This window comes from Bradyrhizobium monzae (assembly GCF_021458635.1).
In the GTDB taxonomy this organism is placed as follows: domain Bacteria; phylum Pseudomonadota; class Alphaproteobacteria; order Rhizobiales; family Xanthobacteraceae; genus Bradyrhizobium.
Map to the genome: position 1 here is coordinate 387,623 of NZ_JAIRDQ010000006.1, position 24,439 is coordinate 412,061.

21 protein-coding genes are annotated in these 24,439 nt (G+C 65.4%); 7 read left to right on the forward strand and 14 right to left on the reverse strand.

Annotated elements, in window-relative coordinates; genetic code table 11:
* The first annotated feature begins 10 nt into the window (after nucleotides 1–10).
* Nucleotides 11–715, forward strand: a complete 705-nt coding sequence (locus tag K3F49_RS23710; RefSeq protein WP_234683357.1) for a DUF1045 domain-containing protein — start codon at nucleotides 11–13, stop codon at nucleotides 713–715.
* Nucleotides 716–817: 102 nt separating this feature from the next.
* Here K3F49_RS23710 and K3F49_RS23715 read toward each other — a convergent pair whose 3' ends face one another.
* From K3F49_RS23715 to K3F49_RS23735, 5 genes are all read right to left on the reverse strand, one after another.
* The gene (locus K3F49_RS23715) at nucleotides 818–1,756 is read right to left on the reverse strand and encodes a dihydrodipicolinate synthase family protein (RefSeq protein WP_234683358.1); all 939 of its coding nucleotides are present in this window, start codon (nucleotides 1,754–1,756) and stop codon (nucleotides 818–820) included.
* A 136-nt stretch (nucleotides 1,757–1,892) separates the two neighbouring features.
* Nucleotides 1,893–3,974 carry a methyl-accepting chemotaxis protein gene (locus tag K3F49_RS23720; protein ID WP_234683359.1) on the reverse strand — a complete coding sequence of 694 codons (2,082 nt, stop codon included), beginning with the start codon at nucleotides 3,972–3,974 and terminating at the stop codon, nucleotides 1,893–1,895.
* Between the two features lie 122 nt (nucleotides 3,975–4,096).
* The gene (locus K3F49_RS23725; RefSeq protein WP_234683360.1) at nucleotides 4,097–4,867 is read right to left on the reverse strand and encodes an enoyl-CoA hydratase; all 771 of its coding nucleotides are present in this window, start codon (nucleotides 4,865–4,867) and stop codon (nucleotides 4,097–4,099) included.
* 32 nt (nucleotides 4,868–4,899) lie between these two features.
* A complete protein-coding gene (locus K3F49_RS23730; protein ID WP_234683361.1) occupies nucleotides 4,900–5,352 on the reverse strand; it encodes a MarR family winged helix-turn-helix transcriptional regulator in 453 nt (150 codons plus the stop codon).
* Nucleotides 5,353–5,397: 45 nt separating this feature from the next.
* Nucleotides 5,398–6,006: a TetR/AcrR family transcriptional regulator gene (locus K3F49_RS23735; protein WP_346657341.1), complete on the reverse strand. Its 609-nt coding sequence runs from the start codon at nucleotides 6,004–6,006 to the stop codon at nucleotides 5,398–5,400.
* Between the two features lie 157 nt (nucleotides 6,007–6,163).
* Between K3F49_RS23735 and K3F49_RS23740 the strand changes: the two genes are divergently transcribed.
* A complete protein-coding gene (locus K3F49_RS23740) occupies nucleotides 6,164–7,423 on the forward strand; it encodes an HlyD family secretion protein (RefSeq protein ID WP_234683363.1) in 1,260 nt (419 codons plus the stop codon).
* On the forward strand, nucleotides 7,371–8,987 hold the full coding sequence (locus tag K3F49_RS23745; protein WP_276575413.1) for a DHA2 family efflux MFS transporter permease subunit: 1,617 nt from the start codon (nucleotides 7,371–7,373) through the stop codon (nucleotides 8,985–8,987). The genes K3F49_RS23740 and K3F49_RS23745 overlap by 53 nt, the downstream gene beginning before the upstream one ends.
* A gap of 54 nt (nucleotides 8,988–9,041) precedes the next feature.
* Here K3F49_RS23745 and K3F49_RS23750 read toward each other — a convergent pair whose 3' ends face one another.
* From K3F49_RS23750 to K3F49_RS23785, 8 genes are all read right to left on the reverse strand, one after another.
* Nucleotides 9,042–10,703 carry a tannase/feruloyl esterase family alpha/beta hydrolase gene (locus K3F49_RS23750; RefSeq protein ID WP_234683364.1) on the reverse strand — a complete coding sequence of 554 codons (1,662 nt, stop codon included), beginning with the start codon at nucleotides 10,701–10,703 and terminating at the stop codon, nucleotides 9,042–9,044.
* Nucleotides 10,704–10,782: 79 nt separating this feature from the next.
* On the reverse strand, nucleotides 10,783–12,237 hold the full coding sequence (locus K3F49_RS23755) for a GntP family permease (protein WP_234683365.1): 1,455 nt from the start codon (nucleotides 12,235–12,237) through the stop codon (nucleotides 10,783–10,785).
* Nucleotides 12,238–12,240: 3 nt separating this feature from the next.
* Nucleotides 12,241–13,260 carry a patatin-like phospholipase family protein gene (locus K3F49_RS23760; protein ID WP_234683366.1) on the reverse strand — a complete coding sequence of 340 codons (1,020 nt, stop codon included), beginning with the start codon at nucleotides 13,258–13,260 and terminating at the stop codon, nucleotides 12,241–12,243.
* A 116-nt stretch (nucleotides 13,261–13,376) separates the two neighbouring features.
* On the reverse strand, nucleotides 13,377–14,621 hold the full coding sequence (gene serA, locus K3F49_RS23765) for a phosphoglycerate dehydrogenase (RefSeq protein WP_234683367.1): 1,245 nt from the start codon (nucleotides 14,619–14,621) through the stop codon (nucleotides 13,377–13,379).
* Between the two features lie 77 nt (nucleotides 14,622–14,698).
* On the reverse strand, nucleotides 14,699–15,931 hold the full coding sequence (locus K3F49_RS23770; RefSeq protein WP_234683368.1) for a rhodanese-like domain-containing protein: 1,233 nt from the start codon (nucleotides 15,929–15,931) through the stop codon (nucleotides 14,699–14,701).
* Nucleotides 15,932–16,007: 76 nt separating this feature from the next.
* Nucleotides 16,008–17,189 (reverse strand): PepSY-associated TM helix domain-containing protein, encoded by a 1,182-nt coding sequence (locus K3F49_RS23775; protein WP_234683369.1) that lies wholly within the window; start codon nucleotides 17,187–17,189, stop codon nucleotides 16,008–16,010.
* Nucleotides 17,182–18,210: an extracellular solute-binding protein gene (locus K3F49_RS23780; protein ID WP_234683370.1), complete on the reverse strand. Its 1,029-nt coding sequence runs from the start codon at nucleotides 18,208–18,210 to the stop codon at nucleotides 17,182–17,184. Before K3F49_RS23780 ends, K3F49_RS23775 begins: the two co-directional genes overlap by 8 nt.
* 2 nt (nucleotides 18,211–18,212) lie before the next feature.
* Nucleotides 18,213–20,540 carry a TonB-dependent siderophore receptor gene (locus K3F49_RS23785; protein WP_234683371.1) on the reverse strand — a complete coding sequence of 776 codons (2,328 nt, stop codon included), beginning with the start codon at nucleotides 20,538–20,540 and terminating at the stop codon, nucleotides 18,213–18,215.
* A 343-nt stretch (nucleotides 20,541–20,883) separates the two neighbouring features.
* Between K3F49_RS23785 and K3F49_RS23790 the strand changes: the two genes are divergently transcribed.
* From K3F49_RS23790 to K3F49_RS23805, 4 genes are read left to right on the forward strand one after another with little or no spacing between them, the layout of a single operon-like run.
* Nucleotides 20,884–21,336 carry a MarR family winged helix-turn-helix transcriptional regulator gene (locus tag K3F49_RS23790; protein WP_234683471.1) on the forward strand — a complete coding sequence of 151 codons (453 nt, stop codon included), beginning with the start codon at nucleotides 20,884–20,886 and terminating at the stop codon, nucleotides 21,334–21,336.
* Between the two features lie 34 nt (nucleotides 21,337–21,370).
* Nucleotides 21,371–21,940, forward strand: coding sequence for an isochorismatase family protein (locus K3F49_RS23795; RefSeq protein WP_234683372.1), 570 nt, complete (start codon nucleotides 21,371–21,373; stop codon nucleotides 21,938–21,940).
* Entirely contained in the window at nucleotides 21,937–22,266 is a 330-nt protein-coding gene (locus K3F49_RS23800) for a hypothetical protein (RefSeq protein WP_234683373.1), read from the forward strand. The genes K3F49_RS23795 and K3F49_RS23800 overlap by 4 nt, the downstream gene beginning before the upstream one ends.
* Nucleotides 22,263–23,492, forward strand: coding sequence for an MFS transporter (locus tag K3F49_RS23805; protein ID WP_234683374.1), 1,230 nt, complete (start codon nucleotides 22,263–22,265; stop codon nucleotides 23,490–23,492). The genes K3F49_RS23800 and K3F49_RS23805 overlap by 4 nt, the downstream gene beginning before the upstream one ends.
* Nucleotides 23,493–23,497: 5 nt before the next feature.
* On the opposite strand, the gene K3F49_RS23810 is transcribed toward K3F49_RS23805, so the two are convergent.
* Entirely contained in the window at nucleotides 23,498–24,382 is an 885-nt protein-coding gene (locus K3F49_RS23810) for a dihydrodipicolinate synthase family protein (RefSeq protein WP_346657343.1), read from the reverse strand.
* Between the last annotated feature and the right edge of the window lie 57 nt (nucleotides 24,383–24,439).

A 24,439-nucleotide genomic window follows, 5' to 3' on the forward strand; every position in this document is an offset into this window, starting at 1 on the left:
TGCTCGAGCAATGACAGGTTCTCCCCGCTACGCGATCTATTTTGCCGCCGGCGCCGACAATGCGCTGTCCCGTTTCGGCGCCGAGTTGCTCGGCTATGATGCCTATACGGGCGACGAGGTTCCGTTTCCGCAAGACGCCCTGCATGTCGCGCCGGACTGGCGCGACATCACCGCCGATCCCCGCAAATACGGCTTTCACGGCACGCTGAAGGCGCCGATGGCGCTGGTATCAGACAAGACCGAGGCCGAGCTCACGGCTGCCTGTGCGACGTTCGCCGCGAAGGCAGGGCGGATGCCGGTGGTCCGGCCGGTCGTCGATTCCATCAGCGGCTTCATCGCCGTCATCCCGGCAGAGCCAGTCGACGCGCTCCAGCAACTGGCGGCCGACTGTGTCCGCGAATTCGATTCATTCCGTCCGCCCCTGACGGACGAAGGCCGCGCGCGGCGAAAGCCCGAGAAGCTCAGCGAGCGCCAGCGCGAGTATCTCGACGGCTGGGGCTATCCGTACGTGATGGAAGAATTCCGCTTCCACATGACGCTGACGGGGCGGCTGGATGCGGAGCGACGCGGGCCGATTCTGGAGATGCTGCGGGCGAGGTTTGCGACGCTGAAGCTGGATACGTTGGCGATCGATCGCATCACGCTGTTCATGCAGGATGATGCGAAGGCGCGCTTCCGCATCATCGGCGAGTGGAAGCTGGCAGCGGCCTCGTAGGGTGGGCAAAGGCGCGAAGCGCCGTGCCCACCACTCTTGGTGACGGCAACAGGTGGTGGGCACGCTTTCGCTTTGCCCACCCTACGATAGCTAAGTGTGTGGCTACTTCCCCCAGCGCAACGCCAGCGCGTCGCGCTCCTTGGCCAATTCCAGCAAGCCCGCCCGGGTCGCCGGATGCAGCGGCTGTAGCGGATGACGGACCGCGTCCGACTTGATCACGCCGCCGGCCTGCATCATCGCCTTGCAGGCGATCAGGCCGCATTGGCGGTTCTCGTAGTTGATCAGCGGCAGCCAGCGTTCGTACGCGGCCTTCGCCTTCTCCCGATCGCCGGCGAAATAGGGATCGATGATCTGGCGAATGCCGTCGGGATAGCCGCCGCCGGTCATGGCGCCGGTTGCGCCCGCATCGAGATCGGCGAGCAGCGTGATCGCCTCCTCGCCGTCCCAGGGACCCTCGATGTCCTTGCCGCCCGCCTCGATCAGGCTGCGGAGCTTTGACGCCGCACCTGCGACCTCGATCTTGAAATAGCGGATGTTGCCGAAGTCGCGCGCAAGCCGCGCCAGCAGCTCGACCGAGAGCGGCGTGCCCGCCACCGGCGCATCCTGAATCATGATCGGGATGTTGATCGCACCCGAAAGCACCTTGAAGAACTCGACGACGCCCTTCTCGGGCACGCGGAAGGTGGCGCCGTGATAGGGCGGCATCACCATCACCATGGCGGCACCGGCGGCCTCGGCCTGCTGGCTCCGCGCCGCGCACACGGCCGAGCTGAAATGAGTGGTGGTGACGATCACGGGCACGCGGCCGGCGACACGCTCCAGCACCGCATGCATCACGGTCTCGCGCTCGGCGTCGGTCAGCACGAATTGCTCGGAGAAATTGGCAAGAATGCAGATGCCGTGGGAGCCGGCATCGATCATGAAATCGATGCAGCGGCGCTGGCCCTCGAGATCGAGCTCGCCGCGCTCGTCGAAGATGGTCGGCGCGACCGGGAACACGCCGCGATACGGGCGCTGGGCATTGTGTGGGGTGACCGGCATCGAAATTCTCCCTGTATTCCTGCCGTTGGCTTTGATGCGCCTGCGGGCAGGTTAGAGCGTGGTACCGCTACCATTTACAGCGCGCACGCATGCGCGGCAATGCCGATCCGCGTGCCGTTGAACGGAGAATGCAAGCCTAAGCGGTCTTTACCGCGCCAAGGAAGCCCTCGACCGCGACGCGGAGACGGTCGGCGTCGGCCGACATCTTGGTCACGGACTGGGACAGCACCGAGCCGGCATTGCCGGTCTCCTGGTTGAGCTTGGCGACGCTGCCGATGGTATCGGTGACCTCACGGGTGCCCTGGGCGGCATGCTGGAAGTTGCGCGAGATTTCGGTGGTGGCCGCACGCTGCTGCTCGACGGCGGCGGCAATCGCGGTCATCTTCTCGTCGATGCCACTGATGGCACCGCCGATCGAGCGGATGGCGGCGACCGCCTGCCCGGTCGCACCCTGGATTTCCTCGACCTGGCGCGAGATTTCCTCGGTCGCGGTCGCGGTCTGCGCCGCGAGGCTCTTGACCTCGCCGGCAACCACAGCAAAGCCGCGGCCGGCTTCACCGGCGCGGGCCGCCTCGATGGTCGCGTTCAAGGCGAGCAGATTGGTCTGGCCGGCGATGGCGTGGATCATCTTCACGACTTCGCTGATTCGACCCGCGGTCTGGTCGAGGATCTCGACGGTGGCATTGGTCTGCTCCACCTGCGACACTGCCTCGCGTGCATCGCGTGCGCTGGACTGCACCTGCGCGGAGATTTCGCCGACGGACGCCGAGAGCTCCTCGGTCGCAGCCGCAATGCTTTCGAGATTGTTGGTGGCCTGCTCGGCGGCTGAGGAGACCGCAGCCGTCTGGCTGCTCGATTCCAACACCAGCGTGCGCACTTCGGTCGCGGTGGCATCGAGCTCCTTGGTCGAGGCGGCGACGCTGTGGATCACCGCCTGTACGGTGTCGTCGAAACTGCGGCACGCATCATCGACGGTACCGGAGCGGGCGAGCTGCAGCGCCTGCTGCGATTCGCGTTCCTGGCCCAGACGTTCCGCAGTTGCTGCGCTCTCGCGCAGGCTTTCGAGGGCCGCGGCCATGGTGCCGAACTCGTCGGGATAGCGCGATTGCGGGACTTGCGTTGCGTAGTCGCGGGCGCTGATCCGGGCGATGGCGTCGAGAATGGCGCGGACCGGACGCATCAGGCGATTGCGCACGACATAAACGCCGGCGAGCGTCACGGCGAGCGCGATCAGGAACGCGAGCGACTGGATCACGAGACTGGTCAGAGCCTTCGCCTGCACCGTCTCGGCGCGCGCGATCGACTGGTCGAGCGCCTTGGTCGCGACCGCAACGATCAGCGGAAACGGCGACTGGCACAGCGTATTCCATTCCGAAGCGGCCATCGCCGGCTTGCCGCTGCCGTCGAAATTCCTGGTGAGCTCGTTGATCTGCTTGAGGACGCCGTCGGTCTTGGCCTGCGCCTCCTTGGCCGCGGTGACCAAATCCGCCGTCACATCGGGCGCGGCCAGCAACTCGGCCATGCCGGCCCAGCCGGAAGCGATGGTGCCATCCCATTGCGCCACTGACCGCTTCTGACCGTCGTCGAGCGGCTTGCTGCTGTTGACGTTGGAGCGGAGCGACGAACAATGGATTCCGTAGCGGTCGCGCACCTGCCAGGCGAGGCGGCGGACCTGGATCATGCGGGCGATGAAGGGATCGTTCATCCAGGCGCGGTTCGACACTGCGGTGGAGGCGAGGTTCGCGGTGTCGATGACCTTTGTGACGGCGTCGTACCAGGAGTTGGTCCGCTCGATCTTGCGCTCGGCGCGCGGGCGCTTGGCCTCGTCGTAGAACAGCTGGAATTGCGGTGCGGCCTCACCCCAGCGCTGCTTCAGCGTGCTGGCGAGCTCGTCACGGCGCGCGAAGTCGACAGTGGCCAGCGCTGCGCCGATGCCATCATAGCCGCCCTGCTCCGCCTTCTCGGCTTCACCGAGCTTACTGCGTGGATCGTCGTCGCCGAGCAGCGCGCTTTGTGCGTCGCCGCGATTGTTGCGCAGGGACAATACGCCGTGGAAGATCGCCTTGTCGGCGGCGGCAAGCCGCGCGGTCTCGAGACTGTCGCTGTAGCGGCCGAAGGCCCCGACCATCTGGATCGCCGTGCTGGCGAGCGCACCGGCCGCCAGCAAGGCCATCAACACCAGGAGAAGCGAACTTACCGATTTCTTAAACATTGCCATGAGTCAGGGGCCTACTCTTCCAAGAGAGGCCACCTTGCACCGCGACATGCCAATGTTCAGTTAAGGTTTTAGGCAAATGCCGGGAATTCCGGTTTGCCAAACCTTTAAGCAGGCCGCAGGCGTCACGAAACCTTCGTGAAATCCGGCGGACGGCGCTCGGCAAAGGCGGTAAACGCCTCGCGCGCCTCCGCCGTGCGCAGGCGCTGCGCGAATTGCTCGCCCTCCGCCAGCATCTGCGCCACCAGCGCCTCGCCGTTGCGCATCAGTCTCTTGGTCGCGGTGAGTGCACCGGCCGGCTGCCTGGCAAGCCGCTGAGCGAGCGCGAGCGCCTCGGCGTCGAGCTTGTCGAGCGGCACGACGCGGTTGGCCAGGCCCCATTCCAGCGCGGCCTTGGCCGGCACGGTCTCGCCGAGCGCAAACATCTCATAGGCGCGGGCATAACCGATGCGCGCCGGCATCAGCAGGCTCGACGCGGCTTCCGGCACCAGCGCAAGACTGACGAAGGGCGTCGACAATTGGGTGTTGTCGGCGAGCACGACGAGATCGCAATGCAGGAGCATCGTGGCGCCGACGCCAACGGCGCGGCCCTGCACCGCCGCAACCAGCGGACGGGTGCAGCGCGCCAAGGACTGGATGAAGCGCCCGACATTGCGGCTGCCTTCGGACTTCCCCGACGCGACGGCTGCAAACTCGCCGACGTCATTGCCGGCAGTGAACATGTCGCCTTCGCCGCGGATCAGCAGCACGCGCGCGGACGGATCGAACTCGGCAGACTCGATGGTGTCGGCAAGTTTGCCGTACATCGCATCCGTCAGCGCGTTCTTCTTGTCAGGGCGCGCCAAGGTGAGCGTGAGAATTCCGCTGTTGTTCTCAACTCGTACATGCTCGGTCATTTCTCTCTCCTCTTAGTCCTCTGGATCTCTTGTCAGGTCTCTTTTGAGTCTCTTGGAAACTTGTCCTGAATGCTCGTCAGCCAGCGCGCGACGATGTCGATCTCCGCGCTGGTAAATCCTTCCGTCAGCGCGGCATTGACCGCGGCCGCGTCGGTCTTCGCCCGCGCCAGCACGGTTCGGCCCTTCGACGTCAGCCACACGCGCCAGGCGCGCCCATCCTCGCGGTCGGCCCGCCGCTCGACCAGCCTCGCCGCAACACTGCGATCGACCAGACCCGAAATGCCGGCCGGCCCCAAATCGAGCGCCGCACCCGCCTCGCCCATCAGGACGCCATCCTGCTTGCCGAGGATGAACAGCAGTCCCGCCTGCGCCGGCGTCACCTCGCTCGAGGGCTGGGCCGCCATCCACCGCAGCAAGCGCCGTTGCGCGACGTTCAGCAAATAGATCAGCCGATGATGCCTCGCCGCGGCCTCTTTATTTCGCATGCGAAGCATTTAAGCGAGGCCGGAACCGTTGTCAAACGGGAGCCGCTATGGCGATTTGGCGCGGCAGCCGTCGAGGAACAACGCCGCGCAGGTCTCCACGCGACGCCCGATCTGCTTGCGCGACGGCAGAGGTGCGCCGCCATAGATCGCGGCCCGCTGCGGGGCGGAAGCGACCATGCCGATCAGCATGCCGGCGACTTCCTCGGCATCGTCGACGACGATGCGCTTGCGCTTGACCTGAAGCCGCAACCAGCCGGCAAGTGCCTTGGCTGTGCGGGCAATACCGTTCGTGTAGAAGTTTGCAGCGAGCTCGGGAAATGTGGCGGATTGCTGCAGCACCATGCGTTGCAACGCCACGACTTCCGGATCGAGCGCGAGATCGGCGCAAGCCATCAGCGCGGCGCGCAGGCCCGTTTCGATATCGACGCCGTCGCTGGCCTGGAGGTCGACGGCAGAGAGCAGCCGCTCGAGCCTGTCCGCGCACATCGCTTCGAACAGCGCAGCTTTGCCCGGAAACAGACGATAAAGCGTCTTCGTCGAGATGCCGGCGCGGCGCGCGAGCTCCTCCGTGCTGGTCGCAGCATAGCCTTCGACCGCGAACGTGTGCCGCGCTGCTTCGAGGACGATTCTCGTCGTCTCCTCGTCGCTGCGCACCGGCGGGCGTCCGCGCGGGCGGCACTCCTCCGAAGCTTTTGCGCTTTCCGATTTTGCCTGAGCCATGTCTTTAAATGATGCCTGTCATTCCATTGACAATTCCAAAGCTAGTCTCAATTTGGAAATTATCAAGTTTCCTAATTTAGGGGAGCCGGCCATGACCGTCCACACCACCCCATCTGCTGCCGCCCAAACCGCCCTTCCGGCTTCCGCGCTGGAGGGCGTCCTGGCAGGCGCACCGACCCTCGCTGCCCGAAGAAAGCTCAATCTTCGCAAACTGTTGCTCATCGGGGCCGCGGTCGTCGCTCTCGCCGGCGCGAGCTGGTACGGTTACGATTACTGGACCGTCGGCCAGTACCTCGTCTCCACCGATGACGCCTATGTGAAAGCCGACAACACCACCATCGCTCCGAAGGTCAGCGGCTATCTCAACGGCGTCCTGGTCGCCGATAACGAGCATGTGAAGGCCGGCCAGATGCTGGCCAGGATCGACGATCGCGACTTCAAGGTCGCGCTCGATCAGGCCAGGGCCGACGTCGCCGCCGCGAACGCGACGGTGACGAGCAAGGAAGCGCAGCTCGACGTTCAGGACGCGGTGATCGCCGCAGCCAAGGCGACCGTCGATGTCGACACTGCCGCGAAGACCTTCGCGCAACAGGAAAACAAGCGTTACACGGATCTCGCCGCGACGGGCTATGGCAGCGTGCAGAACGCGCAGCAGGCGCAGTCGCGCAACGCCGGTGCCGATGCCGCGATCCAGCGCGACACCGCCAACCTCGCCTCAGCCCTCAAGCAGGTCGAGCTTCTGAAGGCCGAGATCCTGCAAGCCAAGGCTGCCGCCGCGCGCGCAGCGGCACTGCAGCGCCAGGCCGAGCTCAATCTCGGCTACACCACGATCGTCGCTCCGATCGACGGCGTCGTCGGCAACCGCTCCTTGCGCGTCGGCCAGTTCGTGCAGGCGGGCACGCAACTGATGGCGATCGTACCGGCCGAGGGCGCCTATGTCGTCGCCAACTTCAAGGAGACGCAGCTCACCAACGTCCACGCCGGGCAGCAGGTCGAGATCGAGGTCGACACGTTCCCCGGTCAGGTCGTGCACGGTCATGTCGATTCCATCGCGCCGGCCAGTGGCCAGGAATTCGCGCTGCTGCCGCCCGACAACGCCACCGGCAATTTCACCAAGGTGGTGCAGCGCATCCCCGTCAAGATCGCGCTGGATGCCCAGCATGGACTCGCGATCGCGCTCCGTCCCGGCATGTCCGTGATTCCGACGATTGCCACACGTTCGATCGCGCCGACCGCGAATGCGGCCGACACGCCCAAGACCGCAGCAAAGGCCAAGCTCGTTTCCGGAAGGTCGTGCCATGTCAAACAGCCTCTCACTTTCGACATCAGCAACATCGGCCGCGACGTCTAACAACGCCGCCGTCGATCCCAATCGCGCGAGTGCCGCGGTCTGGATCGCCGTGCTCGCCGCCATGATCGGCTCGTTCATGGCGATCCTGAACATCCAGATCACCAACGCATCGCTGGCCAACATCGAGGGCGGCATCGGCACCGGCGCCGACAACGGCTCCTGGATCTCGACGTCGTATTTGATCGGCGAAATCATCGTGATCCCGCTGACCGACTATCTCAGTCGCGTGTTCTCGTTCCGCCGCTACATGATCGCAAGCGCGGCGCTGTTCGCGGCGTTCTCGGTCGCCTGCGCCTTCACCCACGATCTGCCGTCGATGATCGCGATGCGCGGCCTGCAGGGCTTTGCCGGCGGGGTGCTGATCCCGATGGCGTTCACGCTGGTGCTGACCAAGCTGCCGAAGCCGCAGCAGCCCGTCGGTCTTGCGATCTTCGCGCTCTCCGTCACCTTTGCCCCTGCAATCGGTCCGACCATCGGCGGTTATCTCACCGAGAATTATGGCTGGCGTACCATCTTCTTCGTCAACGTGATCCCGACCGCCGTGATGGTGGCGGCGCTCTATCTGACGCTTGAGAAGCAGAAGATGCAGCTCGGCCTCTTGAAGGAGGGCGACTGGGCCGGCATCGTCACCATGGCGATCGGGCTGTCGGCGCTGCAGGCCGTGCTGGAGGAGGGCAACAAGGACGACTGGTTCTCCTCGCCCTTCATCGTCAAGCTCGCGATCATCGCAGCCGTCAGCCTCACGCTGTTCGTCACGATCGAGCTCAACATCGAGAAGCCGCTGATCAGGCTGCGCCTGCTGACCCAGCGCAATTTCGGCTTCGGCACGATTGCGATGACCATGGTCGGCTTCGCGCTGTTCGGCTCGGTCTACATCCTGCCGGCCTATCTCGGCCAGGCGCAGGGCTACAATGCCGAGCAGATCGGCAATGTGCTGGCCTGGACCGGGCTGCCACAGCTCGTGCTGATCCCGCTGATTCCAAAGCTGATGCAACGTTTCGACACGCGCTACATCGCAATCACCGGGCTGCTGATCTTCGCCTATAGCTGCTTCATGAACACCGCGATGTCACCGGACTATGCCGGCGACCAGCTCTGGATCCCGAACATCGTGCGTGCGATGGGCCAAGCCATGGTGCTGACGCCGCTGACTTCGGTGCTGACAGGCGGCATCGCCCCGCAGGATGCGGCCGCAGCCTCCGGCATCAGCAACATGTTCCGCAATCTCGGCGGCGCGATCGGCACCGCGACGCTCGCGACCATCATCACCAAGCGCGAGCAATTCCACTCCAACATCATCGGCCAGTCGGTCACGCTCGGCCGCGAGGAGGTCCGCACCCGCATCGCGCAGATGACGGACTACTTCATGGCCCACGGCGTGCCCGACCCCAACACCGCACGTGAGCAGGCCATCATCGCACTCGGCAAGACGGTGAAACGCCAGGCGCTGGTGATGGGTTATTCCGATGCCTTTGCCGTCATCGGCGTGGTGCTGGTGCTCGCCGCGATCGCGGTGCTGCTGACGCGACGCGTGAAGGCGGCCGGTGGGGGCGGCGCGCACTGAGCATTCACAGAGGTCGTCATGCCCGGGCTCGCCCCCGGGCATGACGCTGGAATGTCACGGTGCGCAGCTGAAGCTCGACGCCGCCGTCACCGGGCCGGACTTGTAGTGCGGCCAGCCCGGCCAGCGGCACAGCGGCATCGCGCGCGTGACCGCAAATGACGGCGCCTCGACCCTCTGCTCGGTGACTTCGAGGTCACCGGGCGCCGTGCCCTTCTCGACCCAGTCGACCAGCGCGCTCAGCATGTCGACATTGGCGGGCGCGCCGGAGCCGACATGGTCGACGCCGGGCGCGGTGTAGAGCCGCGCGAATTCGGCGGTCTCGGCCTTGCCGAGCTTGCGCTCGACGCTCTCGAAATAGCGGATGCCGGCATAGGGGCTCTGCGCGTAGTCCGCCATGTGCTCGAGCATGATCAGCCGGCCGCCGCGGGCGCGGAACCGGCTGAGATCGGGATCGGTCGAATCCATCAGGCTCGAGACTTCGAGCAGCCGCGCCTTGTGGTCCTCCACCTTGTAGGTGGTGACGTCGAGCTTGGGATCGCGCGCGAACACGTATTGAATGCCGCCGGCACCATAAATCCAGGCGATACCGTTGTTGGGCGCGGGCGGCTGCGCCGGCGGCGCGACGCCGAGCCACCACGCCATCCAGCCGCCGGTCGGGCCGATCGCGGGCGTGTCCTCACCCGACACGCCCCATCCCGGATAGTCGTCGAGGCCATTGGCGAGCGCGAACGGGAATTTGTAGCTGGCATGCAGCGTGTCGACCGCCTTGATCTGTGCGTCGGTGAGACACTGATCGCCGCTCTTGCCGTCGGCGCAACGCAACGTCTCGACCTTAAACGCCGCCTTGCAAGCGACGGGGTCCTGCACCAGCGCATCGTCGGATCCGTCCGCCTTGTCGCAGGCTGCCCGCACCGCATCGCCCACGAGCTTGACCTGCGCCGGATTGATCCAGCCCTCGCCCATGGTGACGAGGCCAGAGCGCGTGCCCGCATGCTGCAACCCGACCCAGTTGATGACGGGCACGCGCGCGAAGATCCCGTCGAAATCGTCGGGATAGCGCTGCGCCATGGTCAGGCCTTCGCGGCCACCTTCGGACGAGCCCATGAAGTACATCTTGTCCGGCTTCTTGCCGTAGGCGCGCTGCATCAGCACGACCGCGGCGTCGCGCACCTTCTTGTAGGCGCCGTGGGCAAAATTCTCGAATGCTTCGTCGTTCAACGCGAACAGCTGCGGCGGCTCGCCCGGCTTGGACTCATGACCGGAATCGGTGCCGTAGGTGACGAAGCCGCGCGCGAGTGGCGACGGCTTGTCGAAGGGATAGGCCGGCGGCAAACCGAGGCCGGTGATCAGCACACCGTTGAAACCGCCGCCGCCATATTGCACCGAGCGCCCGTTCCATTCGACGGGTAGATTGACCTGGAATTTGACCGGCGGCGCCTTGGGATCCACGGGCTCGATATGACCGAGCACCTTGCAGAACACAGGATTGGCCGGCGTGATGCGTCCCGCCGGCGTCGGTCCGCGCTCGGCGACAGCGAGCTGGGACGCTGTCTGCAACGTCGCAGCGTCGATCTTGACGGTATCGGTGCCGCCGGCGAGACCTTTGCAGACGGTATCCGCATCCTCGGCCAGCGTCGCCGCGAACGCCCCGGTCGTACTCAACGCTGCCGCCGTTCCCACCAGCCATGCGCACAGTCTTGCCCTTATCAGCGTCATCGTTTCCACCCGGCTTTCTCGGTTTTGCGTCCGACAGTTGGCCGCATTGAATGCAACCTTCTCCGCGGCGTCAATCGCTTCAGAACGATCCAAGGGCGCTACCCAGCGCAATCACGGCCACCAGCGCCAGCAGCGACGTCACGATGCCCACCATCACGATGTCCAGATAGCTGTCGCGATGGGTCAGGCCACAGATCGCGAGCAGGCTGACCACCGCCCCATTGTGCGGCAGGATGTCCAGCGTCCCCGAACCGATCACCGCGACGCGGTGCATCAGCGCAAGGTCGATGCCGGTGCGCGCGGCGAGCTCGACATAGGTCTGGCCGAGCGCGTCGAGCGCGATCGTCAGGCCGCCCGACGCCGAGCCGGTCAGCGCCGCCAGGATATTGGTCGCAACAGCGAGCGAGACCAGCGGGCCGCCTTCGATCGCGAGCACCCATTCGCGCACCATTGCGAATGCGGGCAGCGCAGCCACGACCGCACCGAATCCGACGAGACTGGCGACGCTGAACGCCGGCAGCACCGACGCATTGGCCCCGGCGTCCATGGTCTGCCGCAATGCCGGCAGCCGCGTCCAGTTCAGCGCGATGGTCATGACGATCGCCGCGGTCAAGGCGACCACGACCGACCACACGCCTGCCACGGCGGCAAGCGACGTCTCGCCAAAGCGCTGCTCGGCAAGGTAGCTGACATCGAGCCGAGGCAGTACCACGAGCGACATTACGAGATTGACGGCCACGACGATCACCAGCGGCAAGACCGCACTCGCGATCGGCGCTGGCTCGCCGCTGCGATGCCCGTGCTTCATCTCGGCCGGGTCGAACTCCCGCGCCGTCGTTGCGCGTTCGCGCACGAGTTGGTCGGATGAGGCGCGCTCAGTCGTATCCTCGACGTCGTCGCCGTAGCCCTCTCCGGCGCGTCGGGCCTTGGCCTCGGCGCGATGCAGCCACCACAAGCCCGTGCCGAGCATGATGAGGGAGGCGACGATGCCCAGGCCCGGCGCGGCAAAGGGCGTCGTACCGAAGAACGGCATCGGGATCGCATTCTGGATCGACGGCGTGCCGGGCAGGGCCGACATGGTGAAGGTCGACGTGCCCAGCACGATCGCAGCCGGAATCAGCCGTCGCGGAATCGCGGCGGCACGAAACAGCGAACGTGCCATCGGCACGATGACGAAGAAGGCCACGAACAGGCTGACGCCGCCATAAGTGACCAGCGCACCCGCCAGCACGACCGCCAGGATCACGCGGCGCTCGCCGAGACGCTCGGCCATGAAGGCGGCAACCGACGTCACCGCGCCGCTATCGTCCATCAATTTGCCGAAGACGGCGCCGAGCAGGAAGATCGGGAAGAACTGCGCCAGAAATCCCGCCGCATTGACCATGAAAACCTGGGTCAGGTTCGCCAGCAGCGGCTCGCCGCCAAACAGCGCGGCAACGAGCGCGGCGAGCGGCGCGAGCAGCAGCACGCTCCAGCCGCGAAAGGCAAACAGGACAAGCAGCCCGAGCCCGACGAAGAGGCCGAGAAGCCCCATGCCTCAACACTCCGCCAGGAGGACATCGAGATCGGCGGTCGATTGCCGGCCGATATCCGCACCGTGTTCGGCGAGGAACGCCTCCGCGGCGATGCGCCCTTCGGCGCGCAGCATCGAGACGAACTCCCATTCCGCGTTGAGCTTCGAGGATGCACCGAACGTCGCGAGCATGTCGCTCTTGATCCGATGCGTCCGCATTTTCGCCCAGCGCGCGCCCTCGCCGCCGCCGGGATCTGCCGCCTGGCGCAGCAACGCGATCATGCGCAGCTCCTTCATCAGCGGCGAGTTGAACGAGATTTCGTTGAGTCGGTTGAGGATCTCCGCGGCAGTGCGCGGCTGCTCCAGCCGCTCGGTCGGATTGATCTGGACGAGGATGGTGTCGTGCGCGTCGCTCTCGCGGACCAGCGGCGTGATGGTCGGGTTACCTGCGTAGCCGCCGTCCCAATAGGGCTCCCCGTCGATCTCGATCGCGCGAAACATGGTCGGCAGGCAGGCCGACGCCAGCAGCACGTCGGCCGTGATCTCGGCGTTGCGGAAGATGCGGCCGCGGCCGGTGCGCACCCGCGTCGCGGTGATGAAGAGCTGGATCGGCGAGCGCGCGAGCCGCTCGAAATCGATGCTCTCAGCCAGCACCGCGCGCAGCGGATTGAAGCCGGTCGGATTGAGATCGTAGGGCGACAGCACCCGCGACATCAGGTCGGTCAGGATGTAGAAAGGCGACGTATCGAGCGTCCAGCGTCCCATCAGCCGGTCGAGCGGCGAACGCTGCAGCGGGCTAAAGGCCGCGGCCTTCGAGACACGGCGCCAATATTGTTCCAGTGCAGCACGCGCGCCTTCGGCGCCGCCCCCCGTCCAGCCATCCGCCAGCACCGCCGCATTCATCGCGCCCGCGGAGGTTCCGGAGATCGCGGCGATGGGGAGCCACTTTTCCTCCAGCAGTCGGTCGAGCACACCCCAGGAGAAGGCCCCGTGCGAGCCGCCGCCCTGAAGCGCGAGATCAATCAGTACGGCGTCCCGTTCCATGGCGGACACTCACACAACTGAAGCTCAAATTCGACGCGACCTGTCACACGCCGAGGGTGAGGGCAGTCTAAAGAGCTGTGGCCAGGTGATGCAACCGGAACGTGACGTCGCGCCGTCTAATGCTCGAATACCAGCCGTGCGCCAACCGTGCCGTCGAGCGCGCGGATCTGCGCCAGCAGCGCGCCTGAATCCTCGCCGCCGAGATCGGCGTCCAGCACGACGTAGCCGAGGTCGCCCGCGGTCTCCAGATATTGCGCGGCGATGTTGATGTCGCGCTGGAGGAACACCTCGTTCAGCCGGCGCAGCATGCCCGGCACGTTGCGATGGACGTGGCTGAAACGCACGCCCGACGGACGCAAATGCAGCTGCACTTCCGGGAAATTCACCGCGCCCATGGTCGATCCCGTGATGAAATAGTCGACCAGCTTGCGCGCCACCTCGCCGCCGATGCGCTCCTGCGCCTCTTCGGTCGAGCCACCGACATGTGGCGTGAGGATGACGTTGCCGAGGCCCTGCATCGGGCTCTTGAAGCGCTCCGAATTCGAGGAGGGCTCGACCGGAAACACGTCGATGGCGGCACCGGCGATGTGGCCGTCGCGCAGTGCGCCTGCGAGAGCATCGAGATCGACCACCGTGCCGCGGCTGTTGTTGATCAGGAACGAGCCCGGCTTCATCGCGCGCAGCTCCTTCTCGCCGATCATGCCGGCCGTCTCCGGCGTCTCCGGCACGTGCAGGCTGACGACGTCGCTCTGCGCCAGCAGCTCCCCCAGCTTCTCGACCGGCTCGGTGTTGCCGTGCCGAAGCTTGTCGGTGCGATCGTAATAGATCACCCGCATGCCCATGGCTTCCGCGAGCGTCGAGAGCTGCGAGCCGATATTGCCGTAGCCGATGATACCGAGCGTACGGCCACGCACCTCGCGGCTGCCGGCCGCGGACTTGTCCCAGCCGCCGTCATGGGCCGACACCGAGCGCGGAAAGATCTGCCGCAGCAGCATCACGATCTCGCCGATCACGAGCTCGGCAACGCTGCGTGTGTTGGAGAACGGCGCGTTGAATACGGGAATGCCGCGCTTGCGCGCTGCCAGCAGATCAACCTGGTTGGTGCCGACGCTGAAGCAGCCGACCGCGAGCAGCCCGTCTGCGGCTTCCAGCACCTCGTCGGTGATCTGGGTGCGGGAGCGGATGCCGAGCAGCGAGACACCCTTGAGCGCTTGGCGAAGCGTCTCGCCGTCCAGCGCCTTGGTCAGGCGCTCGACGTTGGTGAAGCCCGCGCTCTTGAACAGATCCACGGCGCTGTCGTTGACACCTTCAAGCAGCAGCGCCTTCGCGCTCCGCTCAGGGCTTTGGCCTGGGGCTGGCATAAAATCTCCATGGAATGGCGGCTTTGCCGCAGCACATAGACCGCCGACGCCGCCCAGCACAATAGGGTTTGGCCGCTTCAGATCACATAGAACCCGTGCGTGCCGTCGCGGCGGAGCTGGTCGACGAGGCCGTACTCCCAGTCGAGATAGGCCTGCATCGCGCGCTCGGCGACGTCGGTTCCCTCGTAGGGTCGACGGTAGCGATGCGCCGGATCTGGCTTCGGCAGGACGAGCGGCGGACCGACCTCGAGGGTGCCGGCATAGCCGCTTTCGAGCACATAGACCTCCCAGCCCATCTGCGCGAGCCAGGAGGCCGTCATGTCGGCGCGCACGCCCTTGTCGTCGGTCAGGAGGATGCGCGCGCCGCGCACGGGTGCTGCCATGTCGGTCTCCTGCACGAGCTGCCCGCCGGGATAGTGACGGAAGCCCGGGAGATGACCGGCCGCATATTCGCCAGCATCGCGCACATCGAAGCGATAGAGCGTGCGGCTGGTCTCAGCAACCAATACCGCCATCTCGTTCGCGCCGACATGGCGGACGCCGGCGCGATAGGCGACGTCGCGGGCATTGGCCGGGCCGCCCTCGAACGACCCGATCGCGCCGCGCCGGTCAGCCCCATGAGCGAGCGTGTGCCGCGCCAGCGTCCAGCCGATCGTGCCGTTGCGCAGCGCTCGTACCTTGTTGGGCACACCGGCGTTGATCAGCGACTGAGTGCCGATGATCGAGCGGGTGCGGCCGGCGCAGTTGACGATGATGGTGGTGTCGGGATCGGGCGCGGCCTGCCCGGCCCGCAGCACCAGCTCGGCACCGGGCACGCTGACCGAGCCTGGAATATTCATGGTCGCATATTCGTCGAAGCGGCGGACGTCGAGGATGGCGATGTTGGCCTTGTCCGCGATCAGTTTTGCCACTTCGTCGGCGCTGAATGACGGCGTGTGGCGGCGCGCCTCGACCAGCTCGCCGAACGCCTTCGAATAGGAGTTCACGTCTTCGAACACCTCGTAGCTCGCCGCGCGCCAGGCTTTCAGCCCGCCATCGAGTACACGGACATTGCTGTAGCCGAGTGCCAGGAGGCGTTCGGCGCCTGCCGCGACCAGCCCCTCGCCGTCATCAAAGAGCACGATCGGCACATCCTGGCGCGGCAGCCGCACCGCGGCCTCGATCGCGATCCGGTCCGCGGCCATGTTGGCCGCGAACAGCGGATGTCCGGTGGCGAAGGCCGCCTCGTGCCTGAGATCGAGCAGCGCGATCTCCTCGCGCAACAGCAGCGCGCGGCGGATATCCGCGGGGGTGACGGTCGAAAGCTTCATGGCATGAACCTTGGAAAGGACATCCGTGGGCTTTTGAACGATTGCGACGGGCTTGGCTAGCCTCTCGCGCGACAGCTCACTCGCCCGGAACCAGCCGCCCGAGCGGTGGCTGCACCGGACGTCGCAGCTTGCGGCGCGACAAATACAAGAGCACGCCGGTGATCGCGAACAGCGGCATCAGCGCCGCGGCGACCATGAAGGCAAGCTTGCCGAGCCGGCCCAGAATCGCGCCGCGGTGGATGTCGAGCACGCTCGCGATGGCCTTCTCACCAAGCGTCTTGTCGGCATAGCGCTCCGCCGAGACGACCTGGCCGGTGACAGCATCGATGCGGAACTCATCGCGCATGGACTCCAGCGTGGAGTTCTTCGGCCACGACCGGATCCGCATCACCGTACCCGGGCCGGCCAGGAGCGTCAGCTGGGCCCTGGCGAAACCGCCGCTCTCCTCATGCTGGAGGGTCGACCATGCGCGATCGAACCCGACCGGCTGAGCCGGTTCGGGACGGCCGGGTGGTCGCGATTGCTTCGGCTGCATCTTCGCCGCCGCCACGTGCGGACGCGACAGCAGCCAGACCACGCCGTCCTTGTACCAGTCGAACGAGTACCAGAGCCCGGTCAAGGTCATCACGAGATAGACCGGCAGGACCCAGGTGCCGATGACGACGTGCAGCGAGCGATGCAGGCCGCGGCCACTGAGCCCGAGATTCGGCTTCAGCCACATCTTCACGCGGCTTGCTCGGCGCGGCCAGCGCAGCACCAGACCCGAGATCAGCATCACGATCAGGCCCAGCGCGGCAACGCCAGTGATTTGGCGCCCCCAGCCTTTGGCATCGCCGGGGATGAGCAGCCAGCGATGCAGCCGGCGCACCGTTGCGAAGAAGTCCTCGCCGCGGGGAACACCAAGCACATGGCCGTCATAGGGATCGACATAGAGCGAGGACGGCCGCGCGCCCTGCTCGTCGCGGGCAAAGCGAACATGCACGGCCGCCGACGGATCGCTCGACAGCATGATGGCCGCAACCTTGCCGGCATCCGGCACCGCCTTCAGCCGCGCCACCAGCTCATCCGGCAACAGCGCCGGCGTCGTCCGCGGCGCGACCTGCATGATGCCGGCATTCAGACGGTCGACGATCTCGTCCTCAAAGCTCATGATCACGCCAGTCAGCGCGATCAAGGACAACAGCAGCGCCAGCACGAGGCCGGCAATGGAATGGACCTGGAGCAGCGCCGCCTTGATTGCGTGCACGAGCCTACCCATCGAAGCCCGCCTTCTTGATGAGCCCGATGGCGGCTTGCTGGGTCCGGCCGATCACGTCGATCGGCAGCGCATCGGCGGTGAAAGACCCCATTTCGGCAACGATCGGCGCGCACTCCGCCGTGGCCATCACGGGAAATTCGAGCTCGGCGGCCGCAAACATCCGCTGCGCCGGGGGCGTCACCAGGAATTCCATGAATTTCTGCGCGTCGGCCATGTGCGGCGCATACTTGGCGATGGCCACGCCGGTGAGGTTCACATGCGTACCGCCGCCTTTGAAGGTGGTCGGAACTGCCTTGACCGCCATCGCCCAGTTGCGCCAGTCGGCCCCTTCCCGTCCGTCACGCAACTGCGCCAATGCCACGGTGTTGCCGATGCCGATCTCGCACGTCCCTTGCGCGATCTCGCGGACCACATCGTTGTCCTTGCCATCAGGCTTGTGGGCGAGATTGGCCTTCAGACCGGCGAGCCAGGCTTCGGTCGCCGCTTCGCCGTGATGAGCGAGATAGGCGGCGACCAGCGCGACGTTGTTCTGATGCAGCAGCGAACGCATGCAGAGCTTTCCGCGCCATTGCGCCCCCGCGAGGTCTTCATAGTCGATTGCCGTGATGACGTTGTCGTTGCGCGCCATCACCACGCGCGGGCGGATCGCAAGCGCGATCCACTGCGAACTGCCTCCCTGAAGATTGGCCGGAACCGCTTGTTCAAGACGTGGCGACGTGAAAACCTGTGTCCGGCCGGACGTGGCAAGCTGAATGGTCTTGTCCAGTCCGATCGTCAGCAGGACGTCGGCGGGCGATGCCTCGCCCTCCGACGCCAGGCGCTCGACGAGGCTGTCCCCGACGAGGACGATTTTGACCTTGATGCCGCTCGCTTCCGTGAAAGCGGCAGCGACAGGCGCAACCAGGGCCGCTTCCCTGGTCGAATACAGCGTGATCTCCCCGGCGCGGCTCGCAGCTGTGGCCGCAAGGCAGGCAGACGCCAGCGCGATCGGGATCGCGATGGATTTGCGCCGCGTCCCCATCGCTAGAACTTCACCGTCGCCGATAGCGAGATGCGGCGCGCATCACCCATCGCGACGTTCAGATTGTTGACGGCGGAAGGATAGTAGACGGTGTCGAACAGGTTCTTGACGTTGAATTGATAGATCACCGGCGTGTTCTGGTACTTCGTCTCATAGGTCGCGAAAATATCGGCGACGACATAGGACGGCAGGAAGAAGCTATTCGTCGAATCGCCGGGACGATCGCCGACATAGCGCGCGCCGCCGCCGAGGCGGAGCTGGCCCGGCAATGCCGTGCCGAAGTCGTAGACCAGATAGAGCGACGCCGTGTTCAGCGCGACGTTCTGCAGCCTCCTGCCGAGCAACGTCAGATCCTCGGACGCCGTCACCCGCGCATCGGTATACCCGTAGCTTCCGATCAAGGCCCAGCTGTCGGTGAGCCTGCCGGTGACGTCCAATTCGACGCCCCGCGAGTGAGCACGGCCGACGGTGTGAATCTCCACGATTCCCGCACTGTTCGTCCGCGTCGTCTGCACGTTCTTCTTGTCGAGATCGTAGAGCGCCAGCGTACCGGAAATGCGCTTGTTCAAATCGAATTTCACGCCGGTCTCGTACGAGACGCCTTCTTCAGGCGCAACGTTAGAGCCGATCACGACGCCGATCGGCGCGATGGTCGAGTTCGGCTTCAGTGACCCGGTGTAGCTCGCATAGAGCGAGATCTCGTCGGTCAGCTTGAAGATGGCGCCGCCGAGTGGGAGCACCTTGTCTTGTGACACGTTGGTATTGGTGACGAACGGCTTTCCGCGGCCAGCGATCTGGTCGTAGTCCATGTAACGCACCCCACCGACCAGCGCGAACCGCTCGGTCAAATGCAGCGTGTCCTGGACGAACATCGACCACTGGCCGAGCTTGTCGGTCTGGGCACTGTCGGAATTCGACACTGTCGTGCCCGGTCCGACCAGCCCATACACGGGATTGTACACATTGATGGCTGGCGTCGCCTGCCGGATCAGGTTGTCGCGGTAGATGGTGCGATACTGGCCGTCGCCGCCGAACACCACGTCGTTGCGCATGTTGCCGAGCCAGAAGCCGCCCGAAACATACGACGTTCCGTAGCTGACATTGCTGAGCGAGCCCTGAGTGCCGTCATTGCTGCGCGTCTCGACGCCGGTCGTGAAGTTGAGGGTGGAGATACGGAGCTGGTTGGCACTGAAGGTCTCGGTGTTGTAGCTGTAGCCGGCGTAGAGCTTCCAATCCTGGTTGAAGCGGTGCTCGATCGAGGCTTGCATCAGGTCGGACGTGCCCCAAGTATTGTTGAAGGGCTCGTCGAGCCGGCGCGTGGCAGGGACCGCCAGCGGCGCCTTGGTCACCGGGCTAAACGCCGTGCCGCGGTCGAACGGATAGATGAACTCGCGATGCTCGTAATTGAGCTGAACCGTGGTGTCCTGGCCGTACCAGGCCAGTGACGGCGCGACCAGCATTTCGCGGTGACGGCCGAAATTGCGCCAGTAATCTTCGCTGACACCGTAGCCTAAGAAGCGATAGGCCAGACCCTGGTCTCCGATCGGACCGGTGACGTCGAGCAGGCCATCGGCTCCTGTCTTCGAGGCATTGAATGCGGAGCCGAGCAGCGTGACCGAACCATGCTGATAGAGCTCGGGGCGTTTGCTGATCGTATTGACGATACCGCCGGGATCCATGATGCCGTAGAGCAGCGAAGCCGGCCCCTTCAGCACCTCGACGCTCTCGACCGCTGAATTGAAGCTGCGGCCCTGTACCAGCGGCATGCCGTTTCGCATGATCGAACCGTCGCGGTTATCGCCAAAGCCGCGGCGGATCACCGCGTCCTGGCTGCCGGCGAGCGTGTTCGTCTGGGTAACGCCGGAAACATTGATGAGCGCATCGTCGATGTTGCGGGGGAGTTGATCCTTCAATACCTGCTCGGGCACGACGTTGACGGCCTGCGACGTATCGAGCGGCGACGCGCCGGAGCGCAGCGTGCTCGCGCTCGGCATCGCACGATAGCCGAGCTTTGCCGCTTGCCACGCAGCGGCTTCAGCCGCGGCGCGTTCCGACAATGTCTGTGTGGCGGGCGCGGCGACAGCGTGGTTGCGCTGACGCTGGACAGCCTGTGTCCGCCGTTGCGACTGCTCCGAAGCGCGCGCCGATTTCGGCCGCGGCATCGGCGCATCGACAATCACCGGCGGCAGCGCCGTTTGCGCCTGCGCATTGGCGGTGTCGAAGGGAGATCCGGCGAGCAGCACGGCCGCTCCGATGAGAAGGCTGGCGCGGCTCTTGCCGGCGCGATTTCGATGACCGCTGGCACGACGGCCATCCACAGGAGCACGCACTTTCGATTCACTTCCAAGTCACAGCATTGAAGTTGGCGCATCTATCAGCCGCGGCGAATGAAGAGAACATGGCGGCGACTTGAATAGCTCTAGTGTTGAATTGTTCTAAGAGCTGGAACGATCGCGCCATCATGCGGCGTCCGTGCCGTGACGCCTACGTAAGCGGAACGCGCTCGAGATGAACGCAGCTGCTCATGGTCGATGATGCTGACGAGGCGTCATCGACGCGACGCCATGTCGCCGGATGCTCTGCGGCCGAAATTTCCGCTCACGTCGTTTTGTTCAGATCGCCTACACAGTTAATCTTTACAGATTACCTTCAGATATGGCATCCACATGCGCCATGATCAATTCGTCGGACCAACGCCCGTCCGCGCGCGCCGGTGCGCTCGCAGAAGACCTCCGTTCGCTGGTCGGAAGGCTCAGGCGCCGGTTGCGCGAGCAGGCAGGTCCGGAGGATTTGACGCCGTCGCAGGTGTCGATCCTGCTCCGCCTGGAAAAAGATGGCCCCGCCACGGTGTCGAGCCTGGCGCGATCGGAAAAGATGCGGCCACAATCGATGAGCACCGCGGTCGCCGCGCTTCTGGCCGCAGGCCTGATCCGTGGCGCGCCCGACCCGGAGGACGGCCGTCAGACCATTCTGTCGCTGACGAAAGCGTGCCGCGACTGGATCCGGGTCGGTCGCGCTGCCCGGCAGGACTGGCTCTCGCGCACCATTTCGGCACGGCTTTCACCGCGGGAGCAGGACGAACTGACCGCCGCCGTCTCCTTGCTCAAACGGCTCGTCGACGATTGAAGCGGCCCCGCCGCGCTGCCGGAAGGACATGATCATGGCTCTCACGATGCTCGACCCGATCAGCGCGCTCATCATCGTCGACCTGCAACGCGGCATCGTCGAGCTCCCTTCCGTTCACTCGATGGGCGACGTCGTTGCGCGCTCAAGTGCGCTTGCCGGGGCGTTTCGGCGGCATCGCTTGCCGGTCGTGCTGGTCAATGTCGCCGGCGGCGCACCGGGCCGCACCGAGCGGCCGCGCCCTGGCGGTCCGTTCCCCGATGGATGGATCGATCTCATTCCCGAGCTGGATCGACAGCCAGACGATATCACCGTGACCAAGCGGACATGGGGCGCATTTGCCAGCACCAATCTCGAGAGCCAGTTGCGACAGCGCGGCGTCACGCAGGTCGTCATCGCCGGCGTCGCCACCGGCACCGGCGTCGAGTCCACCGCGCGCCAGGCTTACGAGGCGGGCTTCAACGTCACCCTTGCCACCGACGCCATGACCGATCCGCGTTCCGAAGCTCACGACTACAGCATCGCGCACGTCTTTCCGCGGCTCGGCGAGAGCGGCTCGACGCGGGCGATCATCGATCTATTGGCAACACGGAGCGCGCAGGCATGAACTGGCTTCATCTCGTATCCTATTTTGGGGGCGGCGCATTTCTTGCGAACGCCATTCCACATCTCGTCAGCGGCCAGCGCGGGGAGCCGTTCCAGACCCCGTTCGCAAAACCGCCGGGAGAAGGTTTGTCCTCGTCGACGGTCAATGTGCTCTGGGGCTCCTTCAACGTGATCGTTGGATATCTCCTCATTTGTCGCGTCGGAGAGTTCGCCTTGCTCGACACGGGCGATATCGTCGCGCTCGGGCTCGGCGCGCTGCTCCTGAGCCTCTTTCTCGCGCGCCGGTTTGGCCGGTTCCACGGCGGCAACACGCCGACGGGTTCGTGAGCGTTCCGGTGGCGGGCACGTTTCGCTCACTGCGGAACTACAATTACCGGGTCTGGGCAGCGGGCGCGCTGGTGTCCAACACCGGGACATGGATGCAGCGCGCCGCGCAGGACTGGCTCGTTCTCACCGAGCTCACACGACACAACGCGTCGGCGGTCGGCGTGGTGATGGCGCTCCAGTTCGGGCCGCAGCTTTTGCTGATGCCGTGGACGGGCTTTGCCGCCGATCATTTCAACCAGCGACGGCTTCTGGTCGCGACCCAGGCGACGATGGGCGTGCTGGCGCTCGTGCTCGGCCTTCTCACGGTCACCGGGAAGGTAGCGCTCTGGCATGTTTACGTGCTTGCCTTCCTGTTCGGCTGCGCCGGGGCCTTCGACGCGCCGGTGCGCCAGACATTCGTGGCCGAGCTTGTCGGCGACGGCGAGCTCTCCAACGCGATCGCGCTGAACTCGACGTCCTTCAACGCCGCACGGATGATCGGGCCCGCGGTCGCAGGGATCGTCATCGCTTCGATCGGCACCGGATGGGCGTTCTTGCTCAACGCCGCATCCTTCATGGCGGTGCTCGGCTCGCTCGCCTTGCTGCGCACCTCGGAGCTTCGCCCCAATGCACGGGCACACCACACCAAGGGCGGCATGACGGAAGGCTTTCGCTACGTATGGTCGCGTGGGGATCTGAGAGCGATCATGATCATGCTGTTCCTGATCGGCACGTTCGGGCTGAATTTCCCGATCTTCATCTCGACCATGGCAGTCAGCGTCTTCCACACCGATGCGCGCGGCTTTGGCCTTTTGTCCTCGACGATGGCGGTCGGCACGATCTCGGGCGCGTTGCTGGCCGCAGGGCGCGCGCAGCCGCGGTTTATTTCGCTGCTGCTGGGGGCCGCGGCTTTCGGCGCGGGATGCACTTTGGCAGCGCTTGCACCCAGCTACTGGCTGTTCGCCGGCAGCCTTGTCCTGATCGGCGTCGCGGCGCTAACGGTCACGAATACCTCGAACGCCATGATGCAGCTCTCCACCGAACCGCGGATGAGGGGGCGCGTGATGGCGCTGCGCCTCGGCGTCGCGCTGGGCGGCACACCGATCGGCGCGCCGATCGTCGGATGGGTGGCGGACAATCTCGGTCCGCGCTGGGCGCTCGGCGTGGGTGCAGCGGCTGGTTTTGCGGCCGCACTCGTCGCGGTCCGCGCCATGTCGGCGCGCACCGCGGAGGTTCGGAGCGAATAGAACGCTCAGGCGATGGCGGGACTGGTGAGCTCGTCCAGCTTCGCCTTGAGCGCGGTGCCACCTGTCAACGCACGCAGCGGGGGACGCACGCGCAACCAGCCGGCGTCGCCGGTCTGCGCGGCGAGAATGGCCTTCAGCGTCGTCAGGAAGGACGGCGACTTCACCACGATATCGACCGCGGCCTGCATGCGGGCTTCGACATCCTTGCCGTCGATCATCGCCTTCACCAGCTCAGGCGCGATGTTGGCCATGCCGCAGATGGTGCCGGCGCCGCCGCCGGCGATCGCGCGCGCAATGTCGGTTTCGTTGCCGACGGTGATGGCGAGTTCCGGCGCAGCAGCGCGGAATGCCTGGAACTGTTTGAAATCGCCGCTGGAGTCCTTCAGGCCCGCAACCACCTTGCCGTACCGCTTGCGCAAATTCGCCGCGGCCGTCGTCGGGATCGCGACGCCCGAGACTTGCGGAATATGATAGAGATAGGCACGCAGACGATCGTCGGCGACGCCGTCGAAGATCGCCGCGAACGCATCCTCGATGCCTTCAGGGGTGACGCTGCGGTCGAAGTAAGGCGGCAGATACAGCACGTGGCGCAGACCAAGGCCGAGCACGGCGCGCGTCAGCGCGATGCCGTCACTGATGGCGGGGAAGCCGCCGCCGATGCCGATGCGTTCCGCCGGCACACCGGCCTTGAGCACGGCGTCGATGGTCGCGACGCGCTCCGTGACATTGAACGAGGTCCCCTCGCCAGTGGTGCCGAACAGCACAACACCGTCGACGCCCTTGCCGAAGAGTTTTTTGGCATGAACGGCAAGCTTGGCGGAGTCCACGCTGCCGTCCGTCGCCAGCGGCGTTGCCGACGCCACCCAGAACCCGCGAATTGCCTCCGTCATAGCACCACCCATTGTTGCGCCTCCCGAATAAGTCCCTGATCTCCAATGATCTTAGCG